Annotated in this window: 20 protein-coding genes; 9 read left to right on the forward strand and 11 right to left on the reverse strand. The window is 72.0% G+C overall.

Going from position 1 to position 25,240, the window contains the following annotated elements; translation table 11 throughout:
- Positions 1 to 16: 16 nt before the first annotated feature.
- Both F9C11_RS34255 and F9C11_RS34260 read right to left on the reverse strand, forming a co-directional pair.
- The gene (locus F9C11_RS34255; protein ID WP_409181499.1) at positions 17 to 412 is read right to left on the reverse strand and encodes an SgcJ/EcaC family oxidoreductase; all 396 of its coding nucleotides are present in this window, start codon (positions 410 to 412) and stop codon (positions 17 to 19) included.
- A gap of 13 nt (positions 413 to 425) precedes the next feature.
- Entirely contained in the window at positions 426 to 1,607 is a 1,182-nt protein-coding gene (locus tag F9C11_RS34260; protein WP_409181500.1) for an acyl-CoA dehydrogenase, read from the reverse strand.
- A gap of 489 nt (positions 1,608 to 2,096) precedes the next feature.
- Between F9C11_RS34260 and F9C11_RS34265 the strand changes: the two genes are divergently transcribed.
- The 7 genes from F9C11_RS34265 to F9C11_RS34295 all read left to right on the forward strand — a co-directional run bounded on the left by F9C11_RS34265 (position 2,097) and on the right by F9C11_RS34295 (position 8,024).
- On the forward strand, positions 2,097 to 2,978 hold the full coding sequence (locus tag F9C11_RS34265; RefSeq protein WP_409181501.1) for a helix-turn-helix transcriptional regulator: 882 nt from the start codon (positions 2,097 to 2,099) through the stop codon (positions 2,976 to 2,978).
- Positions 2,975 to 3,271, forward strand: a complete 297-nt coding sequence (locus F9C11_RS34270; RefSeq protein ID WP_409181502.1) for a hypothetical protein — start codon at positions 2,975 to 2,977, stop codon at positions 3,269 to 3,271. Before F9C11_RS34265 ends, F9C11_RS34270 begins: the two co-directional genes overlap by 4 nt.
- A 172-nt stretch (positions 3,272 to 3,443) precedes the next feature.
- Positions 3,444 to 4,712, forward strand: a complete 1,269-nt coding sequence (locus F9C11_RS34275) for a beta-ketoacyl-[acyl-carrier-protein] synthase family protein (protein WP_409181503.1) — start codon at positions 3,444 to 3,446, stop codon at positions 4,710 to 4,712.
- Positions 4,709 to 5,950, forward strand: coding sequence for a ketosynthase chain-length factor (locus F9C11_RS34280; RefSeq protein ID WP_409181504.1), 1,242 nt, complete (start codon positions 4,709 to 4,711; stop codon positions 5,948 to 5,950). The genes F9C11_RS34275 and F9C11_RS34280 overlap by 4 nt, the downstream gene beginning before the upstream one ends.
- Entirely contained in the window at positions 5,947 to 6,186 is a 240-nt protein-coding gene (locus F9C11_RS34285; RefSeq protein WP_409181505.1) for an acyl carrier protein, read from the forward strand. Before F9C11_RS34280 ends, F9C11_RS34285 begins: the two co-directional genes overlap by 4 nt.
- Before the next feature lie 27 nt (positions 6,187 to 6,213).
- Complete coding sequence (locus tag F9C11_RS34290; RefSeq protein ID WP_409181506.1) at positions 6,214 to 7,125, forward strand: aromatase/cyclase; 912 nt, start codon at positions 6,214 to 6,216, stop codon at positions 7,123 to 7,125.
- Positions 7,122 to 8,024 carry an MBL fold metallo-hydrolase gene (locus F9C11_RS34295; RefSeq protein WP_409181507.1) on the forward strand — a complete coding sequence of 301 codons (903 nt, stop codon included), beginning with the start codon at positions 7,122 to 7,124 and terminating at the stop codon, positions 8,022 to 8,024. Before F9C11_RS34290 ends, F9C11_RS34295 begins: the two co-directional genes overlap by 4 nt.
- Before the next feature lie 145 nt (positions 8,025 to 8,169).
- Here the strand turns inward: F9C11_RS34295 and F9C11_RS34300 are convergent, their stop codons facing one another.
- Genes F9C11_RS34300 through F9C11_RS34310 form a run of 3 tightly spaced genes read right to left on the reverse strand, consistent with a single transcriptional unit; the run spans position 8,170 to position 11,529 of the window.
- On the reverse strand, positions 8,170 to 8,475 hold the full coding sequence (locus F9C11_RS34300) for a muconolactone Delta-isomerase family protein (protein WP_409181508.1): 306 nt from the start codon (positions 8,473 to 8,475) through the stop codon (positions 8,170 to 8,172).
- The gene (locus tag F9C11_RS34305; protein WP_409181509.1) at positions 8,423 to 10,069 is read right to left on the reverse strand and encodes a GMC family oxidoreductase; all 1,647 of its coding nucleotides are present in this window, start codon (positions 10,067 to 10,069) and stop codon (positions 8,423 to 8,425) included. The genes F9C11_RS34300 and F9C11_RS34305 overlap by 53 nt, the downstream gene beginning before the upstream one ends.
- Positions 10,069 to 11,529 (reverse strand): aldehyde dehydrogenase, encoded by a 1,461-nt coding sequence (locus F9C11_RS34310; RefSeq protein ID WP_409181510.1) that lies wholly within the window; start codon positions 11,527 to 11,529, stop codon positions 10,069 to 10,071. The genes F9C11_RS34305 and F9C11_RS34310 overlap by 1 nt, the downstream gene beginning before the upstream one ends.
- 156 nt (positions 11,530 to 11,685) lie before the next feature.
- Between F9C11_RS34310 and F9C11_RS34315 the strand changes: the two genes are divergently transcribed.
- Positions 11,686 to 12,471 (forward strand): SDR family NAD(P)-dependent oxidoreductase, encoded by a 786-nt coding sequence (locus tag F9C11_RS34315; RefSeq protein WP_409181511.1) that lies wholly within the window; start codon positions 11,686 to 11,688, stop codon positions 12,469 to 12,471.
- 52 nt (positions 12,472 to 12,523) lie between these two features.
- On the opposite strand, the gene F9C11_RS34320 is transcribed toward F9C11_RS34315, so the two are convergent.
- Genes F9C11_RS34320 through F9C11_RS34345 form a run of 6 tightly spaced genes read right to left on the reverse strand, consistent with a single transcriptional unit; the run spans position 12,524 to position 19,286 of the window.
- The gene (locus F9C11_RS34320; protein ID WP_409181512.1) at positions 12,524 to 12,952 is read right to left on the reverse strand and encodes a nuclear transport factor 2 family protein; all 429 of its coding nucleotides are present in this window, start codon (positions 12,950 to 12,952) and stop codon (positions 12,524 to 12,526) included.
- 47 nt (positions 12,953 to 12,999) lie between these two features.
- The gene (locus F9C11_RS34325) at positions 13,000 to 14,310 is read right to left on the reverse strand and encodes a cytochrome P450 (protein WP_409181513.1); all 1,311 of its coding nucleotides are present in this window, start codon (positions 14,308 to 14,310) and stop codon (positions 13,000 to 13,002) included.
- Positions 14,307 to 15,305, reverse strand: a complete 999-nt coding sequence (locus F9C11_RS34330; RefSeq protein ID WP_409181514.1) for an enediyne biosynthesis protein — start codon at positions 15,303 to 15,305, stop codon at positions 14,307 to 14,309. The genes F9C11_RS34325 and F9C11_RS34330 overlap by 4 nt, the downstream gene beginning before the upstream one ends.
- 5 nt (positions 15,306 to 15,310) lie before the next feature.
- Complete coding sequence (locus F9C11_RS34335; RefSeq protein WP_409187034.1) at positions 15,311 to 17,218, reverse strand: CRTAC1 family protein; 1,908 nt, start codon at positions 17,216 to 17,218, stop codon at positions 15,311 to 15,313.
- A 47-nt stretch (positions 17,219 to 17,265) separates the two neighbouring features.
- Positions 17,266 to 18,294: a DUF1702 family protein gene (locus F9C11_RS34340; protein ID WP_409181515.1), complete on the reverse strand. Its 1,029-nt coding sequence runs from the start codon at positions 18,292 to 18,294 to the stop codon at positions 17,266 to 17,268.
- Positions 18,295 to 18,305: 11 nt separating this feature from the next.
- Positions 18,306 to 19,286 (reverse strand): DUF1702 family protein, encoded by a 981-nt coding sequence (locus tag F9C11_RS34345; RefSeq protein WP_409181516.1) that lies wholly within the window; start codon positions 19,284 to 19,286, stop codon positions 18,306 to 18,308.
- Between the two features lie 218 nt (positions 19,287 to 19,504).
- On the opposite strand from F9C11_RS34345, the gene F9C11_RS34350 reads away from it, so the two are divergent.
- Positions 19,505 to 25,240: a type I polyketide synthase gene (locus tag F9C11_RS34350; RefSeq protein WP_409181517.1), complete on the forward strand. Its 5,736-nt coding sequence runs from the start codon at positions 19,505 to 19,507 to the stop codon at positions 25,238 to 25,240.

Raw genomic sequence — 25,240 nt, forward strand, 5'->3', positions numbered from 1 at the left:
CTCGCCGGGAAACGGCTCAGCGCGGGCTGTTCTGGTAGGCGGACAGGAGCCACTGGCCGTCGCGGCGGAGCACGACCCACGACGCGCGGATGGCGTTGCCAGCGGACACCTCGCTCTCGCCGGGGCGCAGCACGCCGCCCTGGGTGAGCAGGACGGCCGCGTCCCGGCCGAGCGGGCGCAGCGACAGCGGCTGGCCGGTGACCTGGGTGCCCCGGTATTCGTTCTGGTAGGCCGCTTTCAGGAACTCGCGGATCTTCTCCCGGCCCGCGCAGTACACGCCGGACAGGATCATCGTGCCGTCCTCGGTGAAGAGGTCGGCGAACGCGTCGTGGTCGTGATAGGCCCAGGCGGCGATCACTTTCCGGGTCAGCGCGGCGACGGCCGCCTGGTCCGATTCGGACAGCGCAGTCATGGGATTCCTTCCGCTAGAGGTAGAGGGTGTCGGGCTCGAGCCCGCACAAGATCCGGCCGTACAGCTCGTCGTTGGTGTCCGGGTGCATGAGCGCGTGCAGGCTGACCGCGTGCACGTCGCGCTGGATGCGCTGGATCGGCACGTCGGAGTAGACCGACGAACCGCCGCTGGCGGTGGCGAGCACGTCGACCGCCTCCTTGACCAGCCGGACCGCCGCGCCGAGATCGGCCCGCACGCGGGCGCGTCCGGGCAGGTCCCAGCCGCTCCCGTCGGCGGTTTTGCGGTCGACGGTGTCCGCCAGCCGGTAGGCGTGGAACTCGGCCTCGTCCAGCTTCCGCGCGGCTTCGGCGACCTGCAGGTGGGTCAGCGGAGCCGCGCTCTGGCTTTCGTAGCCGGTGTAAGTGATCTTGCGGCCGGGCAGCCGGGCGAGGAACGCGTCCATCGCGGCCCGGCCGAGGCCGAGCACCGCACCGACCGAAGAGGCCGAAGCGACCGGCAGCAGCGGGGTCCGGTAGATCGGCGACGCGGCGCTGACGGGCGAAACCGGGTTCCCTTCGAGGACCGTCGCGAGCGGCAGGACCCGTTCGCTGGGCACGAACAGGTCCTTCGCGACCGTGCTGACGCTGCCGGAACCGCGCATGCCCGAGGTCTGCCAGTCGTCCACCACCAGCAGGTCCGTCATCGGAACCAGGGCGACCACCGGATGCGGCGGCCCCTCCTCCGGCACGTGCACCGAGATGATCTCCTGCCATCCCGCGTGCAGCGCGCCGCTGATGAACCCCCACTTCCCGTTGACGACGATGCCGCCGTCGGCGGGCGCGGACATCGCGCTCGGGCTGAGCGTGCCGCACACCCGCGCGTCCGGATCGGCGAACACCTGCTCCTGGACCTCGTCCGGGAACATGCTCGCCATCCAGCCGGGGATCCAGTACACCGACGTCACCCACGCCGCCGCGCCGTCGGCCCTGCCGAGCACGGCGGCCACGTCGACCAGCGTGCGCGCGCCGGCCTCGTACCCGCCGAAACGTTTCGGATGGCGGAGCCGGAACAGTCCCGCCCCGGCCAGCGCGGCAATCGCCTCGGCGGAAAGCCGGCGGTTTTCCTCGGACCAGGAAGAATTGTCGCGCAAGACCGGAACAACCGCGTTGGCGCGGTCGACAATTTCCTCCCGGAAGCGCCGATCGGACGTCACCACACAACCTCCTCTAGGGAATCTGGAATGCACGGCCCGGTCCTTCGCGGCAATAGCCGCATTTCGCCGGAGGGGTCGGCGCCCAGGCACCGAACCTTCTCAGGCCGAGTTAAACCGCCGCGTCTTCGCCGCTGCCCTTGCCCGGTTGTGCCGAACGCCTGGGACCGGCCGGGCACCCCGCGTGACCGGTCACACAGCGCGAGCGCATCCGCTGAACGTGTAACAGCGATCAGGTTAGGAGGACCCGGCAACTTCGTTACGGAGCGCCGAGATATTAGGCCGTTCGATTGACAGGCCCTCCTCGAACGGCCGCCGACGGCAGACCCCCCGACGGCGCAGCGTCAATCCGGGAAGGCGCGTTGCTGACCCATTAGCATGCCGCTTTCTTCCGTTCTGCTCCTTCGCTGACCGACGGGTTCGATTTCCGCTACCTTGGTTCGAGGCACGAACGCCGAAGGCATCTGCGAGTACGCCAGCTGGGGGAAATGAACCGTGATCGATCACGCCGTAAATAAAGCGCTGCAGATTATTCACGAGAGATATTCCGAACACCTCACCGTCGCCAGCATATCGGAGGAGATCTTCGTCAGTCCGTTCTACTTCTCGCGAGCGTTCCAGAAGGTCACCGGCACCCCGCCGAGCCGATATCTGAAGGCGCTCCGCCAGTTCGCCGCGAAGCGGCTGCTCATGACCACCTCGCTGACCGTGTCCGACGTGGTCGCCGCGGTCGGCTACGCCAGCGTCGGCACGTTCTCCAGCAGGTTCCTGCGGGAGACCGGCATGACCCCGACGCAGCTGCGCGACCCCGCGGTGCGCGACCTCTTCGGCGCGGTCGGCCCGGGAATGCGCATGATGCCGTCCTTCGAGCTGACCGCGGCCGCGCACCGCGCGCAGCCGCCGGGTGCCCGGTCCGCCGGCGCGGTGACCTGCACGGTCTCCGTCCCCGCCGGACACGCCCCGGCCGACGTGATCGTCGGGGTCTTCGACACCGTCGTGCCGCAGGGCGCGCCGGTCGCCTGCGCGGCGGTCCGGCGGACGCGGTCGGCGGAGATCTCGCTGGGTTCGGTCCCGGCGGGCCGCTGGCATCTGATCGCCCTGGCCGGCGACGGTTCCGGCGGCGCGGACTCCGGTCCGCACCTCCTCGGAGTCAGCCGGGCACTCTGCGTCCGGCCCGGCCGGCTGACGGCCGCGGAACTCGCGCTGCGCCCGCCGCGGCTCAGCGATCCGCCGATCGCGACCGTCTTCGCGCGGCCGCCGTCCCGGCTCTCCGCGCTGATCCCGGCCGCGCGGGCGGGGGACGGCCCGGCGGGCGGCGGCCCGTGGCCCGCCGCCCCCGGGCCAGTGTGGACCGACCGGGTGATGTCGTCCCGATGACCGAACCCCGGCCGGATTCCCCCGCGCTGCCCGCCCCGGACGCGGCGGAACTGCGCGCCCGGCTCACCCGGACGGCCGTCCGGCTCCGCGGCCTCGGGACGCCCGCCGACCCGGTGCTGTGGGCCGCGGCGTCCGCTTTGGATACCGCGGTCCTGTTGCTGGCCGGGCACGCCGAGCCCGCGGACCGCAGCCCCGCGGCGCGGCGCGCGGCGCTGCTCGAGGCGCTCGGCAGCGCCCGCGCGGCGGTCGGCGCGGTGACTCACGCGCTGCAGGAAACCGCGGGAAACCGCTGAACGAAACGCTTTCCGCCGCGGCTGTGCCGATATTGCAGCGAATCGCCAGCGGCCGCGGAGATCCTGAACTGGTCTCGACCACTTTCCGTCCTCGCGCACTTCACCGGAGGAACCGTTCCATGCAGTCAGCGCCAGCCCTTCCGCCGCCGGGAACCCGCCCCGGGCGGCGGATATGAAACGCCGGGCGGTCATTACCGGAATCGGGGTTCTCGCCCCCGGCGGCACCGGAGCCAAGGAGTTCTGGGACCTGCTCACGTCCGGCCGCACCGCCACCCGCCTCATCTCGTTCTTCGACCCGAGCCCGTACCGGTCCCAGGTGGCCGGCGAGTGCGACTTCGATCCGGCGGCCGCCGGGCTGGACGAGCGGGAGACGCGCCGGATGGACCGCGCCGCCCAGTTCGCCGTCGCGTCCGCCCGGCAGTGCGTCGCCGACAGCGGGCTGGAATTCGCCGGCGTCGACCCGCACCGGGTCGGGGTGACCGTCGGCACCGCGGTGGGAGCCGCGACCAGCCTCGAACGCGAATACCTCGTCCTTTCCGGACGCGGCCGGGACTGGAGCGTCGACCACCGCTACGCGACCCCGCACCTGTTCGACTACCTGGTGCCGAGTTCGATGGCCGCGGAGGTCGCCTGGTCGGTCGGCGCGGAGGGCCCGGCGGCGGTGGTCTCCGACGGCTGCACGTCCGGCCTCGACGCGATCGGCCACGCGGCCCGGCTCATCGAGGAGGGCTCCGCCGACGTGATGATCGCCGGCGCCGCGGACACCCCGATCACGCCCATCGCCGTCGCCTGCTTCGACGCGATCCGCGCGACCACGCCGGACAAGCACGATCCGGCGACCGCGTCCCGCCCGTTCGACGCCACGCGCAACGGCTTCGTGCTCGCCGAGGGCGCGGCGATGTTCGTCCTGGAAAGCCACGAGCACGCGCTCGCCCGAGGAGCCCGGATCTACGCCGCGGTCACCGGTTTCGCCACGCGCTGCAACGCCTACCACATGACCGGCCTCCGCCCGGACGGCCGCGAGATGGCCGAGGCGATCCGCTGCGCGCTGGACGAATCCGGCACCCATCCGTCCGAAGTGGACTACGTGAACGCTCACGGCTCGGGCACCCGGCAGAACGACCGGCACGAAACGGCGGCGTTCAAACGCAGCCTCGGCGAACACGCCCGCCGGGTCCCGGTCAGCTCCATCAAGTCCATGGTCGGCCACTCGCTCGGCGCGATCGGCGCGATCGAGGTCGCGGCCTGCGCACTCGCGCTGAACACGAACGTCGTGCCGCCGACGGCCAATCTCCACGAACCCGATCCGGAGTGCGACCTGGACTATGTTCCGTTGACCGCACGCGAAACGCGCGTCGACACCGTGCTCTCGGTAGGCAGCGGATTCGGCGGGTTCCAAACGGCGCTCGTCCTGCGATCCCCCCAGGCGGTGCTCCGATGACCCGCGCACTGATCACCGGCATCGGCATCGTCGCCCCGAACGGCTGCGGCACCGAAGAATACTGGACCGCCGCGCTCGCCGGACGCACCGGAATCGCCCCGTTGCCCGGAAAAGACTACGACACCTACCCCGCCCGTCTCGCCGGGCAAGTGACCGGATTCGACGCCACCGCAAGGGTTCCGCCGCATCTGCTGCAGCAGACCGACCGGGCCACTCAGCTCGCTCTCGCCGCCGCCGAAGACGCCTTGGCCGACGCCGGGGCCGAGCCCGCTCGGCTGCCCGAGTACGACCTCGGCGTCGTCACCGCCAACGCGGCGGGCGGATTCGCCTTCACCCACCGCGAAATCCGGAAACTGTGGACGCAGGGGCCGGAGTTCGTGAGCGTCTACGAATCGTTCGCCTGGTTCTACGCGGTGAACACCGGGCAGATCTCCATCCGGCACGGCCTGCGCGGTCCCGGCGCGGTGCTGGTGTCCGAACAGGCCGGCGGGCTCGACGCGCTCGGCCAGTGCCGCCGGGTGCTGCGCGGCGGCACCGGGCTCGTGCTCGGCGGCGGGCTGGACTCCGCGCTCGATCCGTGGGCGTGGGTTTCCCAATGGGCCAGCGGACGGCTCAGCGACAGCACCGACCCGGCCACCGCCTATCTCCCGTTCGACCCGCGCGCCCGCGGGTACGTGCCGGGCGAGGGCGGCGCGGTTCTGGTGCTGGAGAACGAGGAATTCGCCCAGGCGCGCGGAGCCCGCGCACACGGGGAGATCCGGGGCTACGCCGCCACTTTCGATCCCCGGCCGGGCTCGGGCCGACCTCCCGGGCTGGAGCGGGCGATCCGGCTGGCCGTCGCGGACGCCGGGCTCGATCCGGGCGAGATCGACGCGGTTTTCGCCGACTGCGCCGGGATTCCCGACGCGGACGCGGCCGAGGCGCGGGCGCTGGCCGCGGTGTTCGGGCCGTACGGGGTGCCGGTCGCCGCGCCCAAGGCGCTGGTCGGCCGGCTGTATTCCGGCGGGCCGCCGCTCGACGTCGCCACCGCCCTGCTCTCCCTGCGCGACCACGTCCTTCCGCCCTGCGGGACGCGGCTGCGGCCCGACCCGCGCCACCAGCTCGACCTCGTGACCGGCGTACCCCGGCACACCCGGCTGCGGCATTGCCTGGTGCTCGCCCGCGGCGCCGGCGGATTCAACGCGGCTGTCGTGGTCAGCGGCGCCGCCCCGACGACTACCGGAGGAACCGCACCATGACCATGGAAGAACTGCGCGCGATTCTCGTCGAATGCGCCGGGCCGACCGAGGAGCTGGCCGGAGACCTCGCCGACGCGGAATTCGCCGCGCTCGGCGTCGATTCGCTCGCGGTGATCGAGACCGCGGCCCGGATCCGGCAGCGGCTCGGCGTGGTCGTGCCCGACGCGGTGGTCGCCGACCTGCGCTCCCCCGCCGAACTGCTCGCCGCCGTCAACGCCGCGCGCGCGGCCGGCTGAGCCGTCCGCGACCAGAAAGGCACTGCCATGATCGAGCACAGCCTGCATTCCGTCGTGGTGCCCGCGCCGGCCGACGTCGTCTTCGGACTGGTCGCCGAGTCCGCGGACTGGCCCGTCGTCTTTCCCCCGACCATCCACGTGGACCACCTCGAACGCAGCGCGACCGAGGAACGGTTCCGCATCTGGGCGACCGCGGGCGACCGGGTCAAAGACTGGGTCTCGCGGCGAAAAATCGACCGTGCCGCCCGCGTGATTTCCTTCCGGCAGGAGGTGTCGCGCCCGCCCATCGCCTCGATGTCGGGCAGCTGGCATTTCACGCCGGTCGCCGGCGGTACCGCGGTCGACCTGCGCCACGAATACACGCCGGTCGAGGGCGATCCCGGCGCGTCGGCGTGGATCCGCCAGGCACTGGACGCCAACAGCGAGGCGGAACTGGCGAGCCTGCGCGTCGCGGCGCTCGGCGGCCCGGTGCTGAAATTCTCCGACGCACGATGGATCGACGGACCGGCGGAACTGGCGTACCGGTTCATCGACGAAGCCGAGCACTGGCCTTCGCGGCTGCCGCACGTCGACGGGCTCGACCTGACTGTCGGCGAGGACGGCGAGCAGCGGATGACGATGTGCACGATCGGCGCGGACGGATCCCGGCACACGACCACGTCCGTGCGGATCCGGCTGGAATCGAGCATCGTCTACAAGCAGACCGCGCTGCCGCCGCTGCTGTCCGGGCACAGCGGGCGCTGGGTGTTCGAGGCGGCCGGCGCGCGCTGCCGGGTGACCTCCGAACACACCGTGTCGATCAAGCCGGACGCGGTGGAAACCGTGCTGGGGTCCGGAACCACGCTCGCCCAGGCGCGGGACTTCGTGCGCCGCACCATCGGCGGCAACAGCCGGGCCACCCTCGAGCACGCGGGCCGTTTCGCCGAGACCGCCCGATGAACGCGCCTTACCTCGCCGAACTGGCCGACGGGATCTTCGGGTACGTCCAGCCCGACGGCGGCTGGTGCGTGAGCAATTCCGGCGTGCTCACCGGCGGCGGCGAGGTGGCGCTGGTCGACACCCTCGCCACCGCCGCCCGCACGATCGCCTTGCGCACCGCGGTCGCGGACCTCGCCCGCGGTCCGGTGCGGACGGTGGTCAACACGCATTTCCACGGAGACCACACGTTCGGCAACCAGTTCTTCCCGGACGCGACGCTCGTCGGGCACCGCCGGACCCGCGCCGAAATGCTCGGCGCGGGCCTCGGCCTCACCCGGCTCTGGCCGGACGTCGACTGGGGCCCGATCCGCGTCACACCGCCGACGGTGGTCTTCGACGACCAGCTGACCCTGCACGTCGGCGACCGCGAGGCGCGCCTGCTCCACGTCGGCCCGGCGCACACCACGACCGACGTGGTGGTGTGGCTGCCGGAGGAACGGGTGCTGTTCGCCGGGGATGTCCTGATGTCCGGCTGCACGCCGTTCGTGCTGATGGGTTCGCTGAGCGGTTCGCTGTCCGCCGTCGCCGACCTGGCGCGGCTGGGCGCGGAGAAGGTGCTGTGCGGACACGGGCCGGTGGCCGGAGCGGAGGTGTTCGAGGAGAATTTGGACTACCTCCGCTGGATCCGGGAAACGGCCGAGGAAGGCTGGCGGGCCGGACTGCCGCCGCTGGAACTGGCCCGCCGGACGGAACTGGGCCGATTCCGCGAACTCCGGGACCCGGAGCGGCTGGTCGCGAACCTGCACCGGGCGTACGCCGAACTCGACGGGGCGCCTCCCGGGGCGGAACTGGATGTGGTGGCGGCGTTCGGGGAATTGACTGCGTTCGCTGGGGGGCGACCGCCTGTTTGCTACGCATGAACAAAGGTCCCCGGGGTGCCTTGGCACCCCGGGGACCTCACTCATTCCCCCGCCGGAGTCGACTCGGGAGCGAAAGTCGCGAACCGCACCACCCACCCCCACACAAACAAGGTCCCCGGAGCGCCAAGCACCCCGGGGACCTCACTCATTCCCCCACCGGAGTCGACTCGAACGACCCCGAGAACTCCCCGAAATCGGTCAGCGGCACGACCTCGAAATCCAGATGCGCGCTGATCGGATTGTCGTACAGCGCCGCCAGCAATTCCTCGTGCGACCCGACATCCGCGATGAACAGCCCGCCCGACGCGCCGACTCTCGTCCACGCGTGGGTCACCACTCCGCGTTCCAGCAGGCCTTTCATGTACGCCACCCCCTCCGGCAGCCGGCGGCGGTAGTCCTCACCGGTGATGCCGTTCGGGGCCTGCGTGGCCAGGATCGCGAATTTCGCCATTTCCCACTCCATTCGTCGGTGAAATCTCTTCCCGGATGAATTCCGCGCACCGTTCGCCGATCATCAGCGCGGGCGCGTTCGTGTTTCCGCGCGGGATGGCGGGGAACACCGAGGCGTCCGCGACCCGCAGTCCGTCGATCCCGTGCACTCGGAGCCGTTCGTCCACCGCGCCGTCCGGGCCCATCCGGACCGTTCCGGACGCGTGGAAGGTGTGCGCGCCGGTTTGCCGCAGGTGCCGGATCAGCGCTGCCCGGTCGCGGCCTTCCAGCAGCGCGCGGCCGAGGTGGCCCGCCATCGGGCGGCGGGCGGCGATGTCCTGGAGCAGGTCCAGTGCGCGCAGGCAAGCGGCCAGTTCCGCGTCCGTCGAGAGCAGGTTCAGGCGGACCTGTGCGCGCTCGTCCGGGCGGCGGGACCGGATCAGGACCGAGCCGGTGCTGACCGGAGTCAGGTACGACGCGCCCATGGTGATCGCCGGGGCCGGGTGTGTGCGGCCGTCGGCGGCGAAGAAGACCGGGGCGAACAGCAGCTGGAAGTCTGGCGCGGGCAAGCCCGGTTCGCTGCGGACGTGCGCCAGCGCCTCGCCGGCGTTGCTGGTGAGTTTCCCGGTCCGGCGCAACGCCCATTCGGCCAGGTAACGCAGCCGCGGCAGGTTCGCGCGGCCGGTCACGTCGTGCAGGCCGACCTCGTCCGACGCGATCTCGTACTGCAGCGACACGAGCGGATGCTCGGCGAGGTTCGCGCCGACCGCGGGCAGGTCCGCCTCGACCGGGACGCCCAGCGCGCGCAGCCGGTCCGCCGGCCCGATTCCGGACCGCTGGAGGATTTCCGCGCTGCCGAACGTGCCGCCGCACACCACGATCCGGCCGCTCGCGAACGCGGTCCGGAGCGCGCCCCGGTGCACGTAGTCCACGGCCACCGCCCGGCCGCCGCGGAGCCGGACGCGGTCGGCCAGCGCGCCGGTGACCACGGTCAGGTTGGGCCTGCCGAGCGCCGGGCGGAGGAACGCGGTCGCCGGGTCGCACCGGGAACCGCGCAGCTGCGTCACCTGCGGCCGTCCGACGCCGTCCTGCTCCGCGCCGTTGAAGTCGGCGTTGGGCCGCAGGCCCGCAGCGACCGCGGAGACGATCCATTCGTGCGTCAGCGGATCCGGCGACGGGATCTTGGTGACGTTGAGCGGGCCCGCGGTGCCGTGGTACTCGTCCCGGAACTCCTCGTTGTGCTCCGAGCGCCGGAAAAACGGGAGAACGTCCGCATAGGACCAGCCGGGCACGCCCCAGCCGTCGTAGTCGAGGCGGTTCCCCCGAATGTAGAGCATGAGGTTCATCGACCCGCTGCCGCCGAGCATCCGGCCCCTCGGATGGGCCAGAACCCGGCCGTGGTAAGCCGGTTCTGGTTCGCAGCGGTAGTCCCAGTCCACTTTGGACCCGAACTGCGCCGCGAACGCCGCCGGGATCCGCACCTGCGGCATCCGGTTGGAGCCGCCCGCTTCCAGCAGCAGGACGCGGTGCGCCGGGTCCTCGGAAAGCCGGGCCGCGACCGCGCATCCGGCGGTCCCGCCGCCGACGACGACGGTGTCGTATCCTTCCGCGCCCATCAGCGGTCCCATTCCCGCCGCGGCAGGTAAATCGACTGCGGCTCCCGGATCGCGGCGAACGCCTCCGGGCCCAGTTCCCGGCCCAGCCCGCTCGCCTTCGTGCCGCCGAACGGCGCGCCGATGTCCACTGTGTACCCGTTGACGCCGACCGTGCCGGTGCGCATGCGCCGGGCGAGCGCCAGGCCGCGCTCCTCGTCGGCGGTCCACACCGTTCCGGCCAGCCCGTAGGCGCTGTCGTTCGCGAGCGCCACCGCGTGGTCCGGGCTCTCGTACTCCAGCACCGCGAGCACCGGGCCGAAGATTTCCGTCTGGCAGACCGAACTGCTGTTCTCGAGACCGGTGAACACCGTCGGCTCCACGTACCAGCCGCGTTCGAAGCCGGCCGGCCGTCCGCCGCCGGTGGTGATCCGGCCGCCCTCGGCCCGGCCCGCGGCGACGAGCTTCTCGACCCGGTCCCGCTGCCGCTCGCTGACCAGCGGGCCGAGCTGGGTCGCCGGGTCGAGCGGATCGCCGACGCGCAGTCCGGCGGCCATCGCCGTGACCGCGTCGACCACCTCGTGGTACCGCCGCCGGGGCGCGAGGATTCTCGTGGACAGGTAACAGGTCTGGCCGTTGTTGCCGAGCGTCGCCGCGGCCAGCGCGGGAAGCGCGGCGGCCAGGTCGACGTCGTCGAGCAGGATCGCCGCGGACTTCCCGCCCAGCTCCAGCGTCACCGGGCGGAGCAGCCGTCCGCATTCCCGCGCGACTTCCCGGCCGGCGACGGTCGAACCGGTGAAGGCGACCGCGTCCACGCCGGGATGCGCGACCAGGTACGCGCCGACGTCCGCGCCGCCGGGCACGATCGACACCACCCCGTCCGGGAAACCGGCCTCCGCGACGGATTCGGCGAGCAGGAACGCGTCGAGAACGGTCTCCGGAGCCGGTTTCACGACCACCGTGCAGCCGGCCGCCAGCGCGGGCGCGATCTTGGCGAAGGTCAGCGTCTGCGGGAAATTCCACGGCACAACCGCGGCCAGCACCCCCACCGGAACCTCGCGCACGACAGTCGTGCCGCCGCTCAGGTTGCGGCGCAACGCTTCCTCGGGCAATTCGCTGGCGAGCCCCGAGTAATACCGGAGCAGCATCGCGGGCACCATGCCTTCGCTGTACGCGCCGACGCTGACCGGCATGCCGTTCTGCGCGCTGACCCGGCGAACCGTCTCGGCGCTGCGCTTCTCGAGGATTTCCGCCAGGCGCAGCAACACGTCCGCCCGCCGCGCGGCAGGCCAGCGGGACCAGCCGCGCGGATCGTCGAAGGCTTTCCTGGCTTCGGCGACCGCGAGATCGATGTCGGCCGCCGTGCCCTCCGGCACGCTTCCCAGCGGTTCCCCGCCGGCCGCCGAGACGGCCCCGATGCGGTTCCGGCCGGCCGGGTCTGCCCAGCGGCTGCCGATGAGCAGCTCCTGATAATCGAAGGTCATGGTCTCTCCCGGACGACGTTTTCGGGCCTGCTCCCACCGTGCCGGGCGCGCCTTCAATCCGGCTAACCAACCGGTCACCCCCCGGCTCTAGCGAGGCTGAAGGTCCTTTGTGCACGGTGGAGGAGGACAATTCCCCTTACCGCGAAGGAGAAATCGATGACGGACGGCGGCAAGCCGGTGGCCTTGGTGACCGGAGCCACCCGGGGCATCGGACTGGCGGTGGCCGAGGGCCTCGCCAAGGACGGCTTCCGGCTTTTCCTCTGCGCGCGCACCGGCGGCGACGTGGACCGCACCGTGCGCGAGCTCAGCGCGGCGGGCGCGGACGTCGCGGGCGCGGCCTGCGACGTGACCTCGTCCGCCGCGGTCGACGCGGTAACGCGCGAGGCAGTCGAGCGGTTCGGCCGCGTCGACGTGCTCGTCAACAACGCGGGCCGAAGCGGCGGCGGACCGACCGCGCAGCTGACCGACGACCTGTGGACCGACGTCCTCGCGACGAACCTCAACAGCGTGTTCTTCGCCTGCCGGGCCGCGCTCACCACGGGCGGGATGCTGGAGCGGGGGTCCGGCCGGATCATCAACATCGCGTCCACCGGCGGGAAACAGGGCGTGGTCCTCGGCGCGCCCTATTCCGCGTCGAAACACGGGGTCGTCGGGTTCACCAAGGCGCTGGGCCTCGAACTGGCGAGGACCGGGATCACCGTCAACGCGGTCTGCCCCGGCTACGTGGAAACCCCGATGGCGCAAGAGGTCCGGGCGAACTACGCGCGGATCTGGGAGACCACCGAGGACGACGTGCTCAGCCGGTTCACCGCCAAGATCCCGCTCGGCCGCTACACCACGCCGGACGAGGTCGCCGGGCTCGTCCGGTACCTGACCACCGAAGCCGCCGCCCCGATCACCGCGCAGGCGATCAACGTCTGCGGCGGACTCGGCAACTACTGAACCCCGCCCAAGCCGAAAGGGACGCCCGCGCCGGGCGTCCCTTTCGGACTTTTCAGGCGATCGAATCGCTGTTGACCGCCCGCGTGCGCACCCGCAACCGGTCACCCTCACGCACCAACCGGTCCACGATCTCACCCGACCAATGCAACTTCGGCGGCTCCCCCGGCGCGGTGTTCGTCACCAGCGCGTACGACACGACGTCATACTCGCCGGGCCCGGCCTCGTCGATGACCGACATCGACATCCAGTGCCGCCGCTGCTCGCCGTTCCCGGACAGCGTCCGGGCGAAATCGTCGAGCTTGGCCACGATCGCCTGCCTGCCGTGCGCGGTGCTCTGGTTCTTGACCGGGGTGAACGCGCAGTCCTCGGCGAAGGTGTCGGCGAATTCGGCGTACCGGCCGTTGTCCATGGCCTGCACCTGGCGGGCGTAGAAGTCCTGGATCTCGGCCAGGGTCTCGCGGGACACGACGGCTTGGGTCATTTCTCCTCCTCGGTGAACGTCCCGGCAAGCCCGGGACGGGAACAACGTCAGGCGGGCCGCACCGACATCGGCAGCCCGCCGCGGATGCGCAGCGAGAGCATCGCCTCGGGCACCAGGCGGTGCCCGGGCACGACGGACAGCCGCAGGTCCCGGCACAGGACCGCGACCGCGAACACCGCCTCCATCAGCCCGAGATGGCGGCCGACGCAGAACCTCGGCCCGGCCCCGAACGGCAGGTAGGCGTACCGCGGCCGGCCCGCCGCCCGGGACTGCTCGAACCGGTCCGGGTCGAACCGCTCCGGGTCCGGCCAGAACTCCGGGTGGCGGTGCAGGGTGTACGGGCAGACGACCACGTCGGCCCCGGCGGGCACCGGGTAGCCGCCGATCCGGTCGGCCGCCACGGCGACCCTCGGCAGGAGCCACACCGGCGGGTACAGCCGCATGACCTCCTGCACCACGTTGCCGGTGTAGACCAGCCGGTGCAGGTCCGCGGCGGCGGGCAGCCGGTCGCCGAGGACCTGGGCCGCCTCCGCGCGCACCCGCTCCGCCACGTCCGGATGCCGGTCGAGCATCGCCATCGTCCAGCCGAGCGTGCTCGCCGTCGTCTCGTGCCCGGCGAGCAGCAGGGTGATCACCTCGTCCCTGGCCTGCGCCCGGTCGCCGCCGGCTCCGGCGAGCGCCTCGGCGAGCACGCCGGAGCCCTGCTGGTCCACCACCTGCCCGGCCAGCCGCCGCAGTGCCGCCCGGGCGGCCCGGAACCGGCGCTGCCCGGGCAGCGGCAGCCAGGACGGAATCGCCTCCAGCGTCACCGCCTCGAACATCGCCTGGTCCTGGACCGCGTCGAAGTGGTGGGCGAGGACGGCCGCCGGGCCGAGGTCGGCGTGCAGCAGCATCCGGCCGAGCACGCCGACGGTCATCCTGGTCACCTCGCCCGCCACGTCGACCGGGCCGCCGCCGATCCGGGCGGCCAGCCGCCGCGCCAGCTCCCCCGCCTCGGCGGCCACGACGCCGGCCTGCGCGTCGATCCGCTTCTGCTGCAACGCGGGCTGGATCGCCTTGCGCTGCCGCCGCCACAGCTCGCCCTCGCTCGTGAGCAGCCCGTCGCCGAGCGCGCGGCGCGCCTGTGCCAGCCCGATTCCCTTGCGGTAGTTGTCATTCGCCTCGACCAGCACGTGCTTGGCGTAGTCGGGGTGGTTGAACAAATACAGCTGCTTGGGCCCGATCGCGATGCGCACCGCGTCCCCGTACCGGCTCGCCGTCCGCGACATCAGCGCGAGCCGGTCGGTGAACAGCATCCGGAGCAGATTCGGCGTCGCCCGCCTCGGCGGTCCCGGCGGGCGGACCGCGGCGCTGGTCATCCCGCGGTCCCCGCCGCGAGCTGCTGCGGAACGCTCCCGTTCGCGGTTCCGGCCGCGGCCGCCTCGACCGCGGCGGCGGACCGGCGCTGTGCCTCCTCGGCGGCGCGGGCCTGGTCCACCACGTGCAAGGCCCAGAGGAACCCGCCGCGCACGAGGCACACGATGGCGGTCGCGAAGAACAGCCCGTAGGCGATCTCCGCGCCGGTGAGCACGCCGTAGACGATCGCGACGCCCGCCCCGAAGGCGAACTGGGAACCGGGTTTGCTCGGCGTGGTCCCCGGATCGGTGACCATGTAGTTGGTGAACAGCACGAACGCCACGCCGGTCATCGCGGTGAGCGCGGCCGGGATCGCGGTGCCCAGCAGCAGCCCGCGCACGACGGCCTGCAGCGCGAAGAAGCTCAGCCAGCCGGCGATCAGCCACATCCGCCGGGTCAGCATCGCGTTGAGCATCGTGCCCGAGGCCAGGATCACGATCGGGATCACCCAGTCCCACACCGGACCGACCTTGGCGGTGAACTCGTACGGCGGCGCGATGCTCGCCCACGGGAAGACCACCAGGATCACCGCGATGCCGAGGTTCGACGGGTTCATGAAGTGCCGCATCCGGCCGCGGACCGGGGCCCGCAGCACCCACTTGGCCCCGATCGCGACCGTCACCCCGAAAATCATCGCGAAGATCTGGTCGTTGACGTAGCTGAGCATGTTCACCGCCAGCGCGGTGATGTGCGCGGAGAAAAGGAATTCGACGACCCCGCGCACCCCGTTGCCGGTGAAGCGCGGCGCGCGGCGCTCGACCCGCGCGGCGAGCGTTTCGAGGCCGATTTCGACGGTATAGGCGCAAAGCATCGCGATAATCGGCCACAGCCACGGCTGCTCGAAGCCGAGCAGGGTGTAGCCGAGGATGTTGAACACGGTGATCGAAATGGCGAATCTGCGCAACGCCGTGACGACCCGGGGGTCGCGGTTCGGCGGACTGTGCGTCTGCCCGGTCATGGTCTTCACTTCTCCTTCGCCGTAGCGCCGAGGGTCAGGGTGTGCCAGCCGGTGCCGAGCTGAAGGCGCTGCTCGTGCGGCTGGCCGGAGGAATCGCGCCATTTCAGGTCGACCTGCAGCGGTCCGGCGACGTTTTCGCCGAGTCCGAAGTGGACGTCCTGGCTTCGCTTGCCGGAGTGCCCGCTGCCGCCGTCGACGTGTCCGATGCGGACTCGGCCGTCCGCGGTCGTGACGGTCGCCTGCGCGCCGATCACCGGGGTGCCCGGGGCGGGAAGCGAACCGGGAGCGGCGGGGTCGTCGCGGTAGAGCTTCAGGCCGAGGAACGCGCCGGGAGCGGGGCTGGTATTGCGGTAGAACACCGGGGCGTCGAACTGCCGGGCGACCGCGAAGTCCAGCCTGCCGTCGCCGAACGCGTCGCCGACGGCGATCCCGCGGGTCGGCACCGGGGCGTTCAGGCCGAGGTCGCCCGCGATGTTGACGTAGCGCCCGTCCGCGCCCTTGGCGAAGAAGTTCATCCCCTGGTTGCCGGCGATGTCGTCGCCCTCGCGGACGTTCGGCCACAGCCCCGGATGCCCGACCGTCAGGTCGTTCGAGGTGGCCAGTTCCTGAAGCTGCGGCCAGCGGTTGACCTCGCCCTTGACGAACCCGTTGGCCTGCGCGATGGCGAGGTGGCCGCTGTTGTCGAAGTCCGCGAGCTTGGCGTCCCAGCACCAGCCGCCCCACGCCGTGCCGCGATCGGTGCTGCGGTCGGTCCACGGCGCTTCGCCCCGGCTCAGCGCGGCGCGGGCCTCGGCGTCGTTCTTCGTCGAGTTGACGAAGTGCAGGTTGCTTTCCTGGATGCCGAAGGTCGTGGTGATGTTGCTGATGAAGAAGTCGTACCGGCCGTGGTCGTCCAGGTCGCCGAAGTCCACGCCCATGCCCTTGAACGAGGTGTCCGAGCCGAGCCGTTTCGACTTCGGCACCATCGGATCGCGCGCGGCCTCGACGCGTTCGAACTTGATCCGGCCGCGCTGCGACACGTTGCGCAGCAAGGCGGAACCGCCGTGGTCCTTGCCGACGAACAGTTCCGGCAGCTGGTCGCCGTCGAGATCGTTCGCGGCGGCGGCGAGCGTCCAGCCCTTGGACGAGATGTCGTCGGCGGGCAGTGCGTCCGGCGCCGGGTCGAACCGGGCGGCGGGATGGTCGCCGTTGCTGGCCGAAACCCAGCGCAGCACGTGCGCGGGGCCGCCGTTGTCCGCGTGCGACAGCGAACCGTTCATCACGACGCCGCCGGACTTCGTGGCGTCGAGCACCGGGCTGTCCGGGAAGTAGTTGCCGACGTAGATGTCCGGATGCCCGTCGCCGTCGAAATCGTCGATCGCGACCGCGTTGGAATTCCACTGCGGCCCGGCGTAACGGGAACCGCCCGAATGCGGGACCAGTTCGACCGGTTCGTACGTGCCGGGTCCGACGCCGGTCGCGCTCGCCTTGGGCAGGAACAGGATCGGCGTGCGACCCCAGTAGTAGACCAGCAGCCCCATCCGCCCGGACCCGGTGAAGTCGCCGGGAGCGCAGCCCATCGGGGCCATCGTGTCGTCCATCGGGAGCGGGGACGGGTCGAGCGCGAACGGCGCGTACCGCGGCCCGGTGCCCGGGACGGGCGTCACCACGACCTGGTCGGTGCGGGTGTCCACGACGCACAGGTCCTCGGGGCGCCCGGCGCCGGCCAGGTCGGCCATCGCGATGCCCGCGCCCACCGAGGACACCCAGCCCGCGATGTCCCGGTAGGCCTGGTTGACCTTCCGCATCGTCTGCTGCTTCGGCGCCGCCGGCATGGCGATGGTCATCGGCGTGAACTGATACCGCGCGGCGACCGCGCGTTCCTCGCTCGCCGACGTGGCGGGAACCCTGGCCACGGCGAACAAGGTCAGCATCAGCGCGACCGCCACGACGCCCGGAAGCAATCGCTTCACTCCGGTTTTCACGTGCTAGCACCCCCGTCGGAGACGAACTGTCGGGAAAGGGCCTGCCGCCAGTGCTCGTAGGCGGGCAGGGGGCCGTCGTCGGGCCCGGACGGCCGGGCCTTCCGGGCGGCGAGCGAGGCTTCCTCCGGGCTCATGCCGCAGAGCACCGAAGTGGCCAGCGCGTTGTGCGGGACGACGATCCCGCCGGAAACCCGCGCGTCGGCGGCGAAAACGCTGCCTTGGGCCAGCGCGGGCGCGTGCTCCCCGGCGCGGTCGCGAAACCGCTCCAGTTCTTCCCGGGTCACGCCGCCGGCGTAAGTGGCGGCGAGTCCGGCCCCGCTGTACAGATCGGCTTGCCGCGCTCGCGGGAACCGTTCGATGAGCGTGGCGACCTGGTCGGGATCGGCACCGCCGACGAACCACATCGCCCGCCCGATGCCCTGGTCCACCACCCGGAGCGCGTACTCGCCGCGAGTCTTGTCCGGCCAGCCGAACGTCTTTTCGCGGTATTGCTCGTGCACGTATTTCCGGGTGTGGAAGTAGGCCTGGTGGAAGCCGTATCCGTCGAGCACGAGCCAGCGCACCACCGGGTCCAGCCGGTCGGGCCGAGGCCAGCAGATCCGCGGCAGCCGGGCCATCGCCCAGCCGATGCCGACGTAGATCAGGTAGAGCTGCGCGGAGCCGGGCTCGGTGCCGAGCAGCCGCGCCACCCGTGACGAGCCGCCGAGCGGGAGACCGTCCAAAATGGCCAGTCCCATGCCCGCGCCCTCGTAGGCGAAGCCGCGGAACCGGTCGGGGATCTCCGCCAGCCGCTCGACGGTCTCCGGCGCGGACCTCGATTCGACGGCGCTGCCGTATCCCTCGAGAAAAGTGCGCCCGACGGTTTCCAGCAGATCCCGCGCGGCCGCGTCCTTTTCGTGGAAACCCCGGACGGCGAGCCGGGTTTCGGCGACGTCCGGCGTGAGCAGTTTCCGCCGCGCCGCCCGGAAGGCGGCTCCCGGCGACCGGCCGGGCCGCACCGGTCCGGGTCGTTCTCGCAATGGCATGTACCGGCTCCTCATCCGATGGGTTCGATGGCGTGCAGCCGCTGTCTGATCCGCTGCCGCCAGAGTTCGTAAGCGGGTTCCGCCGCGCCGTCCTCGGCGACGGCGGTCTCGTCCGCGATCCGGGCCAGTTCGCCGACCCCGGCCCCGGCCAGCGCCAGCGCGGAGAGTTCGGTGTGCTCCGGCACGTGCCCGGCGAAAGTCCGGGCCCGCACCGCGAAAACGCACCCGACGCCCAGTGCGGCGCGATGGGCGCCCGCGGCCCGGGCGAGCGCGGCGAGTTCGTCCGCGCCGCAGCCGCCCGCGAAGGTGGCGGCGAGACCGACGCCGGCCCACAGATCCTCGTGCCGCGCCTCCGCGAAAGCGCCGACCGCGTCGAGCACCCGCGAGGGCCGCCCGCCGTGCACGAACCACAGCGCCCGGCCGATTCCCTGGTCCACCGCGCGGGGGAAATATTCCGGCGAGCCCTGCCACGGATACGGCTTCGGGATTTCCTGCCTGCCGATCCAGCGTTCGGCGCCGAAGTAGGCGAGGTCGAAGCCGTACCCGTCTACGACGAGCCAGCTCAGCACCGGATGGAAGACCGACGGTTCGAGGTCCGGCAGCACCTTCCGCCAGCGCGCCCGGGGCAGCCGGGCCATCGCGAAGCCGATGCCGATGTAGGCGAGCAGCAGATGCGGCGCGCCCTTCCCGCTCAGCAGTTCGCGGGTGCGGGAACCGCCTGCCGTCGCGTCCAGGACGGTGAGCGCCATCGCGGCGCCCTCGTAGGCGAACCCGCGCAATTCCGGTTCGATCAGTTCCAGCCGCAATTCGAGTTCGCTGATCCGGCGTGTTTCGATGGCCCATTCGAAACCGCACACCACGGTGCGCGGAATAGCCTCCAACCGCCGGGTCGAATCGCTCGGTTCGATCTCGAAACCACGCCCGGCGAAGCTGACCGAGGCCAGCGAAGGGGCCAGCACGAGCCGGCGGAGAGTTCCCGCAATATTCGGCATTCTTCCTCCTCGCGAGCCAATTGTGCGCGGGTCCGGCCGCCGCGACGTCTCCGTCGCTGCCCAGCACCGGCGCGGGTCGGACAGTGCCGAAGAAGACGCGCGGGCCGCGGTGCGCCTAGCGTGTTCGGTGAGCTTCCCCGGCAACGGCCGTGCCTCGACCGGCCTTGCCTCACCGAATTCGGGCGCGATTTCCCGGCGAAGAGAAAGCTGCGTGGAGAATGACGGAAAACCGGATCGCAGTCGTCGGCATCGGACTGTGCTATCCCGACGCCGGTTCGCCTGCCGAACTGTGGGACAACGTCCTGGCCGGGCGCCGCGCGTTCCGGCGGATTCCGGCCGAACGGCTGAACCTCGACGACTACTACTCCCCCGACCCGGCCGCGGCGGACCGGATGTACACCGAGAAGGCCGCGGTGCTCCGGGATTTCCGGTTCGACCGGGTCAAGTACCGCGTTTCCAAGGACACCTACCGGGCCAGCGACACGACGCACTGGGTCGCGCTCGACGTGGCAGGCCGCGCGCTGGCCGACGCCGGGTTCCCGGACGGCGAAGGGCTTCCGCACGAGAAGACCGGCGTGGTACTCGGCAACAGCCTCGGCGGCGAGTTCACCCGCGCCGGGATGATGCGGCTGCGCTGGCCCTACGTCCGGCGCACGCTCGCCGCCGCGCTCGGAGACCGCGGCTGGGCGGCCGACGAGACCGCCGCGTTCCTCGAGGAGCTGGAAGGCCGGTACAAGGCGCCGTTCCCGCCGATCAACGAGGATTCCCTGGCCGGCGGGCTCGGGAACACCATCGCGGGCCGGATCTGCAACCACTTCGACCTGCGCGGCGGCGGGTACACCGTCGACGGGGCCTGCTCGTCGTCGTTGCTCGCGGTGGCGACCGCGGCGCGGGCGCTCGCCGAAGGGGAACTGGACGCGGTGCTCGCGGGCGGGGTCGACCTGTCCATCGATCCCTTCGAGACCATCGGTTTCGCCAAGACCGGCGCGCTCGCCACCGCCGAGATGAAGGTCTACGACCGCGATTCCAACGGGTTCTGGCCGGGCGAGGGCTGCGGGCAGCTGGTCCTGGTGCGCGAACGGGACGCGCTCGAACGCGGGCTGCGGGTCTACGCGACCATCACCGGCTGGGGCGTCTCCTCCGACGGCAAGGGCGGGATGACCCGGCCGGAGGCGGGCGGGCACGCGCTCGCGCTCTCCCGCGCGTACGCCAAGGCCGGCTACGGCGTGGAATCCGTGTCCTACTTCGAAGGGCACGGCACCGGCACCGCGGTCGGGGACGCGACGGAGATCGCCGCGCTGTCCTCCGCGCGCCGCGAAGCGGGTTCGACCGCGCCCGCGGCACTCAGCTCGATCAAGGGGAATTTCGGCCACACCAAGGCCGCCGCCGGGATCGCCGGGCTGATCAAGGCGTGCCTGGCCGTGCACCACCAGGTCATCCCGCCGGGCACCGGGCAGTCCGTCCCGCATCCGGGCTTGCTCGGCGAGGACGCGATGCTGTTCGTCCCGTCCGAACCGCTGCTGTGGCCCGCCGGGGAGGAAATGCGCGCCGGCGTGTCGGCCATGGGGTTCGGCGGCATCAACACGCACATCGCGGTCGAGCAGGCCCCCGGCGGCACTCGCCGGGCCGACCTCGACGCGCAGACCGTCCTCGCCGCCGCCGGACGGCAGGACGCCGAGGTGTTCCTGTTCGACGCGCCGGACCCGACCGCCCTGCGCGAACGGGTGGAGCGCGTGCACGCGGCGGCGGGACGGCTCGCCGCGGCCGAACTCGCCGACGTCGCCTTCACGCTCGCCGGCGAACTGACCGGTGCGCGGTTCCGCGCCGCCATCGTGACCGACGCGCCCGAGGACGCCGAGCGAAAGCTGGCGGCGCTTCTTCAACTGCTCGACGACGGCGAAACCAAGGCCTTCCGCCCCCGCGACGGAATTTTCCTGGACACCGCTGCCACCCAGCCGAAAATCGCGTACCTCTTCCCCGGTCAAGGCTCCGGAGAAGGCGACGCCCGGGCGCTGCGCCGCCGGTTCCCCGCCTCGGCGGAGGCGTTCGACCTCGACCTCCCCGCCGACGCCCGGCTGTCGACCAGAGCCGCCCAGCCCCGGATCGTCGCCGCTTCGGTCACCGCGCTGCACGTGCTGCGCGACCTCGGCCTCGAAGCGCACACCGCGACCGGGCACAGCCTGGGCGAGCTGAGCGCGTTGCACTGGGCCGGCGCGCTCAGCGCCCGCGACGTCGTGCGGCTCGCCGCGGTCCGCGGCGAAATCATGGAGACCGCGAGCCGCGGCGGCGGCGCGATGGCCAGCATCGCGGCCGGACCCGACGAAACCGCGCGGCTGCTCCGCGACGAGAACGTGGTCGTCGCCGCCTTCAACGGGCCGGGCCAGACCGTCGTCTCCGGGCCGGGAGAAGCGGTCGACCGGGTGTGCCGCCGGGCCGCCGAAGCAGGCTTCGCCACCGCGAAAGTCGCGGTGGCGCACGCCTTCCACTCCCCGCTGGTCGCCCCGGCCGCGGCGGGACTGGAGCGCAAGCTGGAGGAATTCGCCTTCGCCCGGCCGAACCGGAAGACCTACTCCACCGTCACCGGCGACCTGCTCGCCGAGGACGCGGACCTCGGCCGGTTGCTGCGCGACCAGGTGACCGAACCGGTCCGCTTCCGCGAAGCGGCGGAAAAGGCCTGCGCCGACGCGGATCTGATCCTCGAACTCGGCCCCGGCCGGGTGCTCAGCAACCTCGCCGCCGAGATCGTCCCGGGCAAGCCGGTGCTGCCGCTCGACACCGACCGCGATTCCCTGCGGCCGCTGCTGCTCGCGCTCGGCGCGGCCTTCGTGCTGGGCGCGCAACCGCAGGTCGCGGCCCTGTTCGCCGGCCGGGTGGTGCGCCGGTTCCCGCTCGACGCGGGCTTCGAATTCCTCGCCAGCCCCTGCGAAGCGGCCCCCGAATCCGACGCAGGCCGGGTCGTCTTCGCCGGCGAGACCGGCCCCGAGCCCGCGGCCCCGGCCGGATCCGGTTCGACGCTGGACGTCCTGCGCAGGCAGCTCGCCGAACGGGTGGAGCTGCCGATCGAGCTGATCGGCCCGGACACCCATCCGCTCGACGAACTCCACCTGAGCTCGATCACGGTCGGCCAGGTCGTCAACGGCGTCACCCGCGAACTGGGCCGGCCCGCGCTGGCGGCCACGACCGGGTTCGCGACGGTGAGCGTCGGGGAACTGGCCGGGATGATCGACCAGCTCGCCGAAACCGAGCAGGACGACGCCGGCGCGAAGGAGGTGCCGGGCGTCGCGCCGTGGGTGCGGGCGTTCCAGGTCGGGCGGGTCGCGCGGGAAGCCCCCGCCGCCGCGCCGGCCGGGCGGCCCGGGGCCTGGATGGTGTACTCGGCCGACGGGCATCCGCTCGCCAAGCCCGTCCGGGACGCGCTGGAAAACGCCGGCCTCGGCGACGGCGTGCTGCTCTGCCTTCCCGCCGACGCCGGCGAATCCCATCTCGACCTCGCTCTCCGCGCGGCGCAGACGGCGTTGTCCGGCACGCGGTTCGTCGTGGTCGAGCACGGTCCGGTCGCCGCCGGTCTCGCCCGGACGTTCTTCCTCGAGTCCGCTTCGGTCCCGGTGACCGTCGTCCGGTTCGCCGATCCGGCGGTCTCCGCCGAAACCGCGATCCCCCTGGTGACCGCCGAAGTCGCGGCCACCACCGGATACTCGGAGGTCCAGTACGCGGCGGACGGCGCCCGGACCGTGCCCGAGCTGACCCCGCTGCGGCTCGCCGACGGACCGCATCCGCTCGGCAGCACCGACGTCCTGCTGGTGACCGGCGGCGGAAAGGGCATCACCGCGGAGTGCGCGCTCGCCGTCGCCCAGGACACCGGCGCGAGCCTCGCGCTGCTGGGCCGCGCCGATCCGGCCGAGGACAAGGAACTCGCCGCGAACCTCGAACGCATGGCGCACGCCGGGGTCCGCCACCAGTACCTGTCCGCCGACGTTTCTTCAGCGGACCAGGTGCGCGCGGCCGTCCGCCGGTTCCGGGAGGAACTCGGCGAGGTGACCGCGGTCCTGCACGGCGCGGGCCGCAACTCGCCCGCCGCGATCCCCTCCCTGACCGCCGACGACTTCCGCGCGACGCTGGCTCCGAAAGCGACCGGCTTGCAGAACGTGCTCGACGCGGTCGGCGAGGACCGGATCCGGCTGCTCGTCACCTTCGGCAGCATCATCGGCCGGGCCGGGCTGCGCGGCGAAGCCCATTACGCCACCGCGAACGACTGGATGACCGAGGCGACTGTCCAATTCGGACAGCGGAATCCGGGCGCCCGCGCGCTCGCGGTGGAATGGTCGGTCTGGTCCGGTGCGGGCATGGGCGAGCGGCTCGGCGTCGTCGAGGCGCTGATGCGCGAAGGGATCACGCCGGTGTCCGCCGGACAGGGCATCGACCTGCTGCGGCGGCTGCTGTGCGATCCGGCCGCCGGGCCGGTGGTCGTGGTGTCCGGGCGGACCGGCGGGCTGCCGACGCTTCCGTTGCGCCGCGCCGAGGTGCCCGTCCAGCGGTTCCTCGACCGGGTCCTGGTGCACTACCCCGGGGTCGAACTCGTCACCGAGGCGGAGCTGACCGCGGGCAGCGATCCCTATCTCGCCGACCACGAACTCGACGGGGCCCTGCTGTTCCCGGCGGTGCTGGGCATGGAGGCGATGGCGCAGGCGGCCGCCGCGGTCAGCGGACGCGATGGCGTCCCGGTGCTGGAGGACCTGCGGTTCCTGCGCCCGATCGCGGTTCCGCCGGACGGTTCGGTCACTGTCCGGATCGCCGCGCTGGCCCGGGACGGCGACACCGTCGAAGTGACGATCCGTTCCAGCGAAACCGGATTCGGCGCCGACCACTTCCGCGCGGTCGCCCGGTTCGCGTCCGAGGAGCCGCAAGGCCCGGCCGCACTGCTCGGCCTGCCGCTGATCCCGGCCCGGCCGCGGGAGGAGTACTACGGCCAGGTCATGTTCCAGGGCAAGCGTTTCCAGCGCGTCCGCGGGTACCGCCGGGCCGCCGCCCGGCACGCGGTCGCCGAAATCGCGACGCGGGCGGCCGAACCGTGGTTCGCCTCGTTCCTGCCGCAGGAAACGGTCCTGGCCGATCCCGGGACTCGCGACGCGGTGATGCACGGACTGCAGTGCTGCGTGCCGGACGCCACCTTGCTTCCCGAAGGCGTCGAGCGGCTGCACCTGGCCGATCCGGCCCAGCCGGTCGGCGAAACGGTGGTGATCGACGCGCGGGAACGCGAGCAGGACGGGGACAGCTACACCTACGACATCGACGTCCTCGCTCCGGACGGCAAGCTCGTCGAACGCTGGGAAGGACTGCGGCTGCGCGCGGTGCGCCACCGCGAGCGAACCGGCCCGTGGAGCCCGACGGTCACCGGGTCCTACCTGGAACGGTCCCTGGAACGGATTCTCGGCGGCACGCGCTCGGTCGTGCTGGAGCCGGGACCGGCCGGCGCGGGCCGCCGGGAACGCACCGCGCTCGCGCTCAGCCGTGCGCTCGGCGAACCGGCGCGGATCCGCTACCGCCCGGACGGACGGCCGGAAACCGACGGCGCGCTGGTTTCCTCGTCGCATTCCGGCGAACTGACGCTGGCGGTCGCCGGCAGCCGTCCGCTCGCCTGCGACGTCGAAACCGTCGCCGACCGCGCCGAACCGGACTGGGCGGGGCTGCTCGGCCCCGACGGCATCGCCGTCCGGGACCTGCTGGTCCGGGAGTCCGGGATGCCGTCCGCGGTCGCCGGCACCCGCGTGTGGACGGCGCTGGAATGCCTGCGCAAGAACGGGATCGCGGATCCGAAGACCACTGTGGACGAAGTCCTTCCGCACGGGTGGACGGTCTTCTCGTCCGGGCCCGCGCGGATCGCGACCTGGACGGCGGCGGTGGCCGGCGTCGCCGAGCCGGTCGTGTTCGCGGTACTGGCTGAAGGGGAACGGTGA

The sequence above is a fragment of the Amycolatopsis sp. VS8301801F10 genome (genome assembly GCF_046195355.1).
Taxonomy (GTDB): Bacteria; Actinomycetota; Actinomycetes; order Mycobacteriales; family Pseudonocardiaceae; genus Amycolatopsis.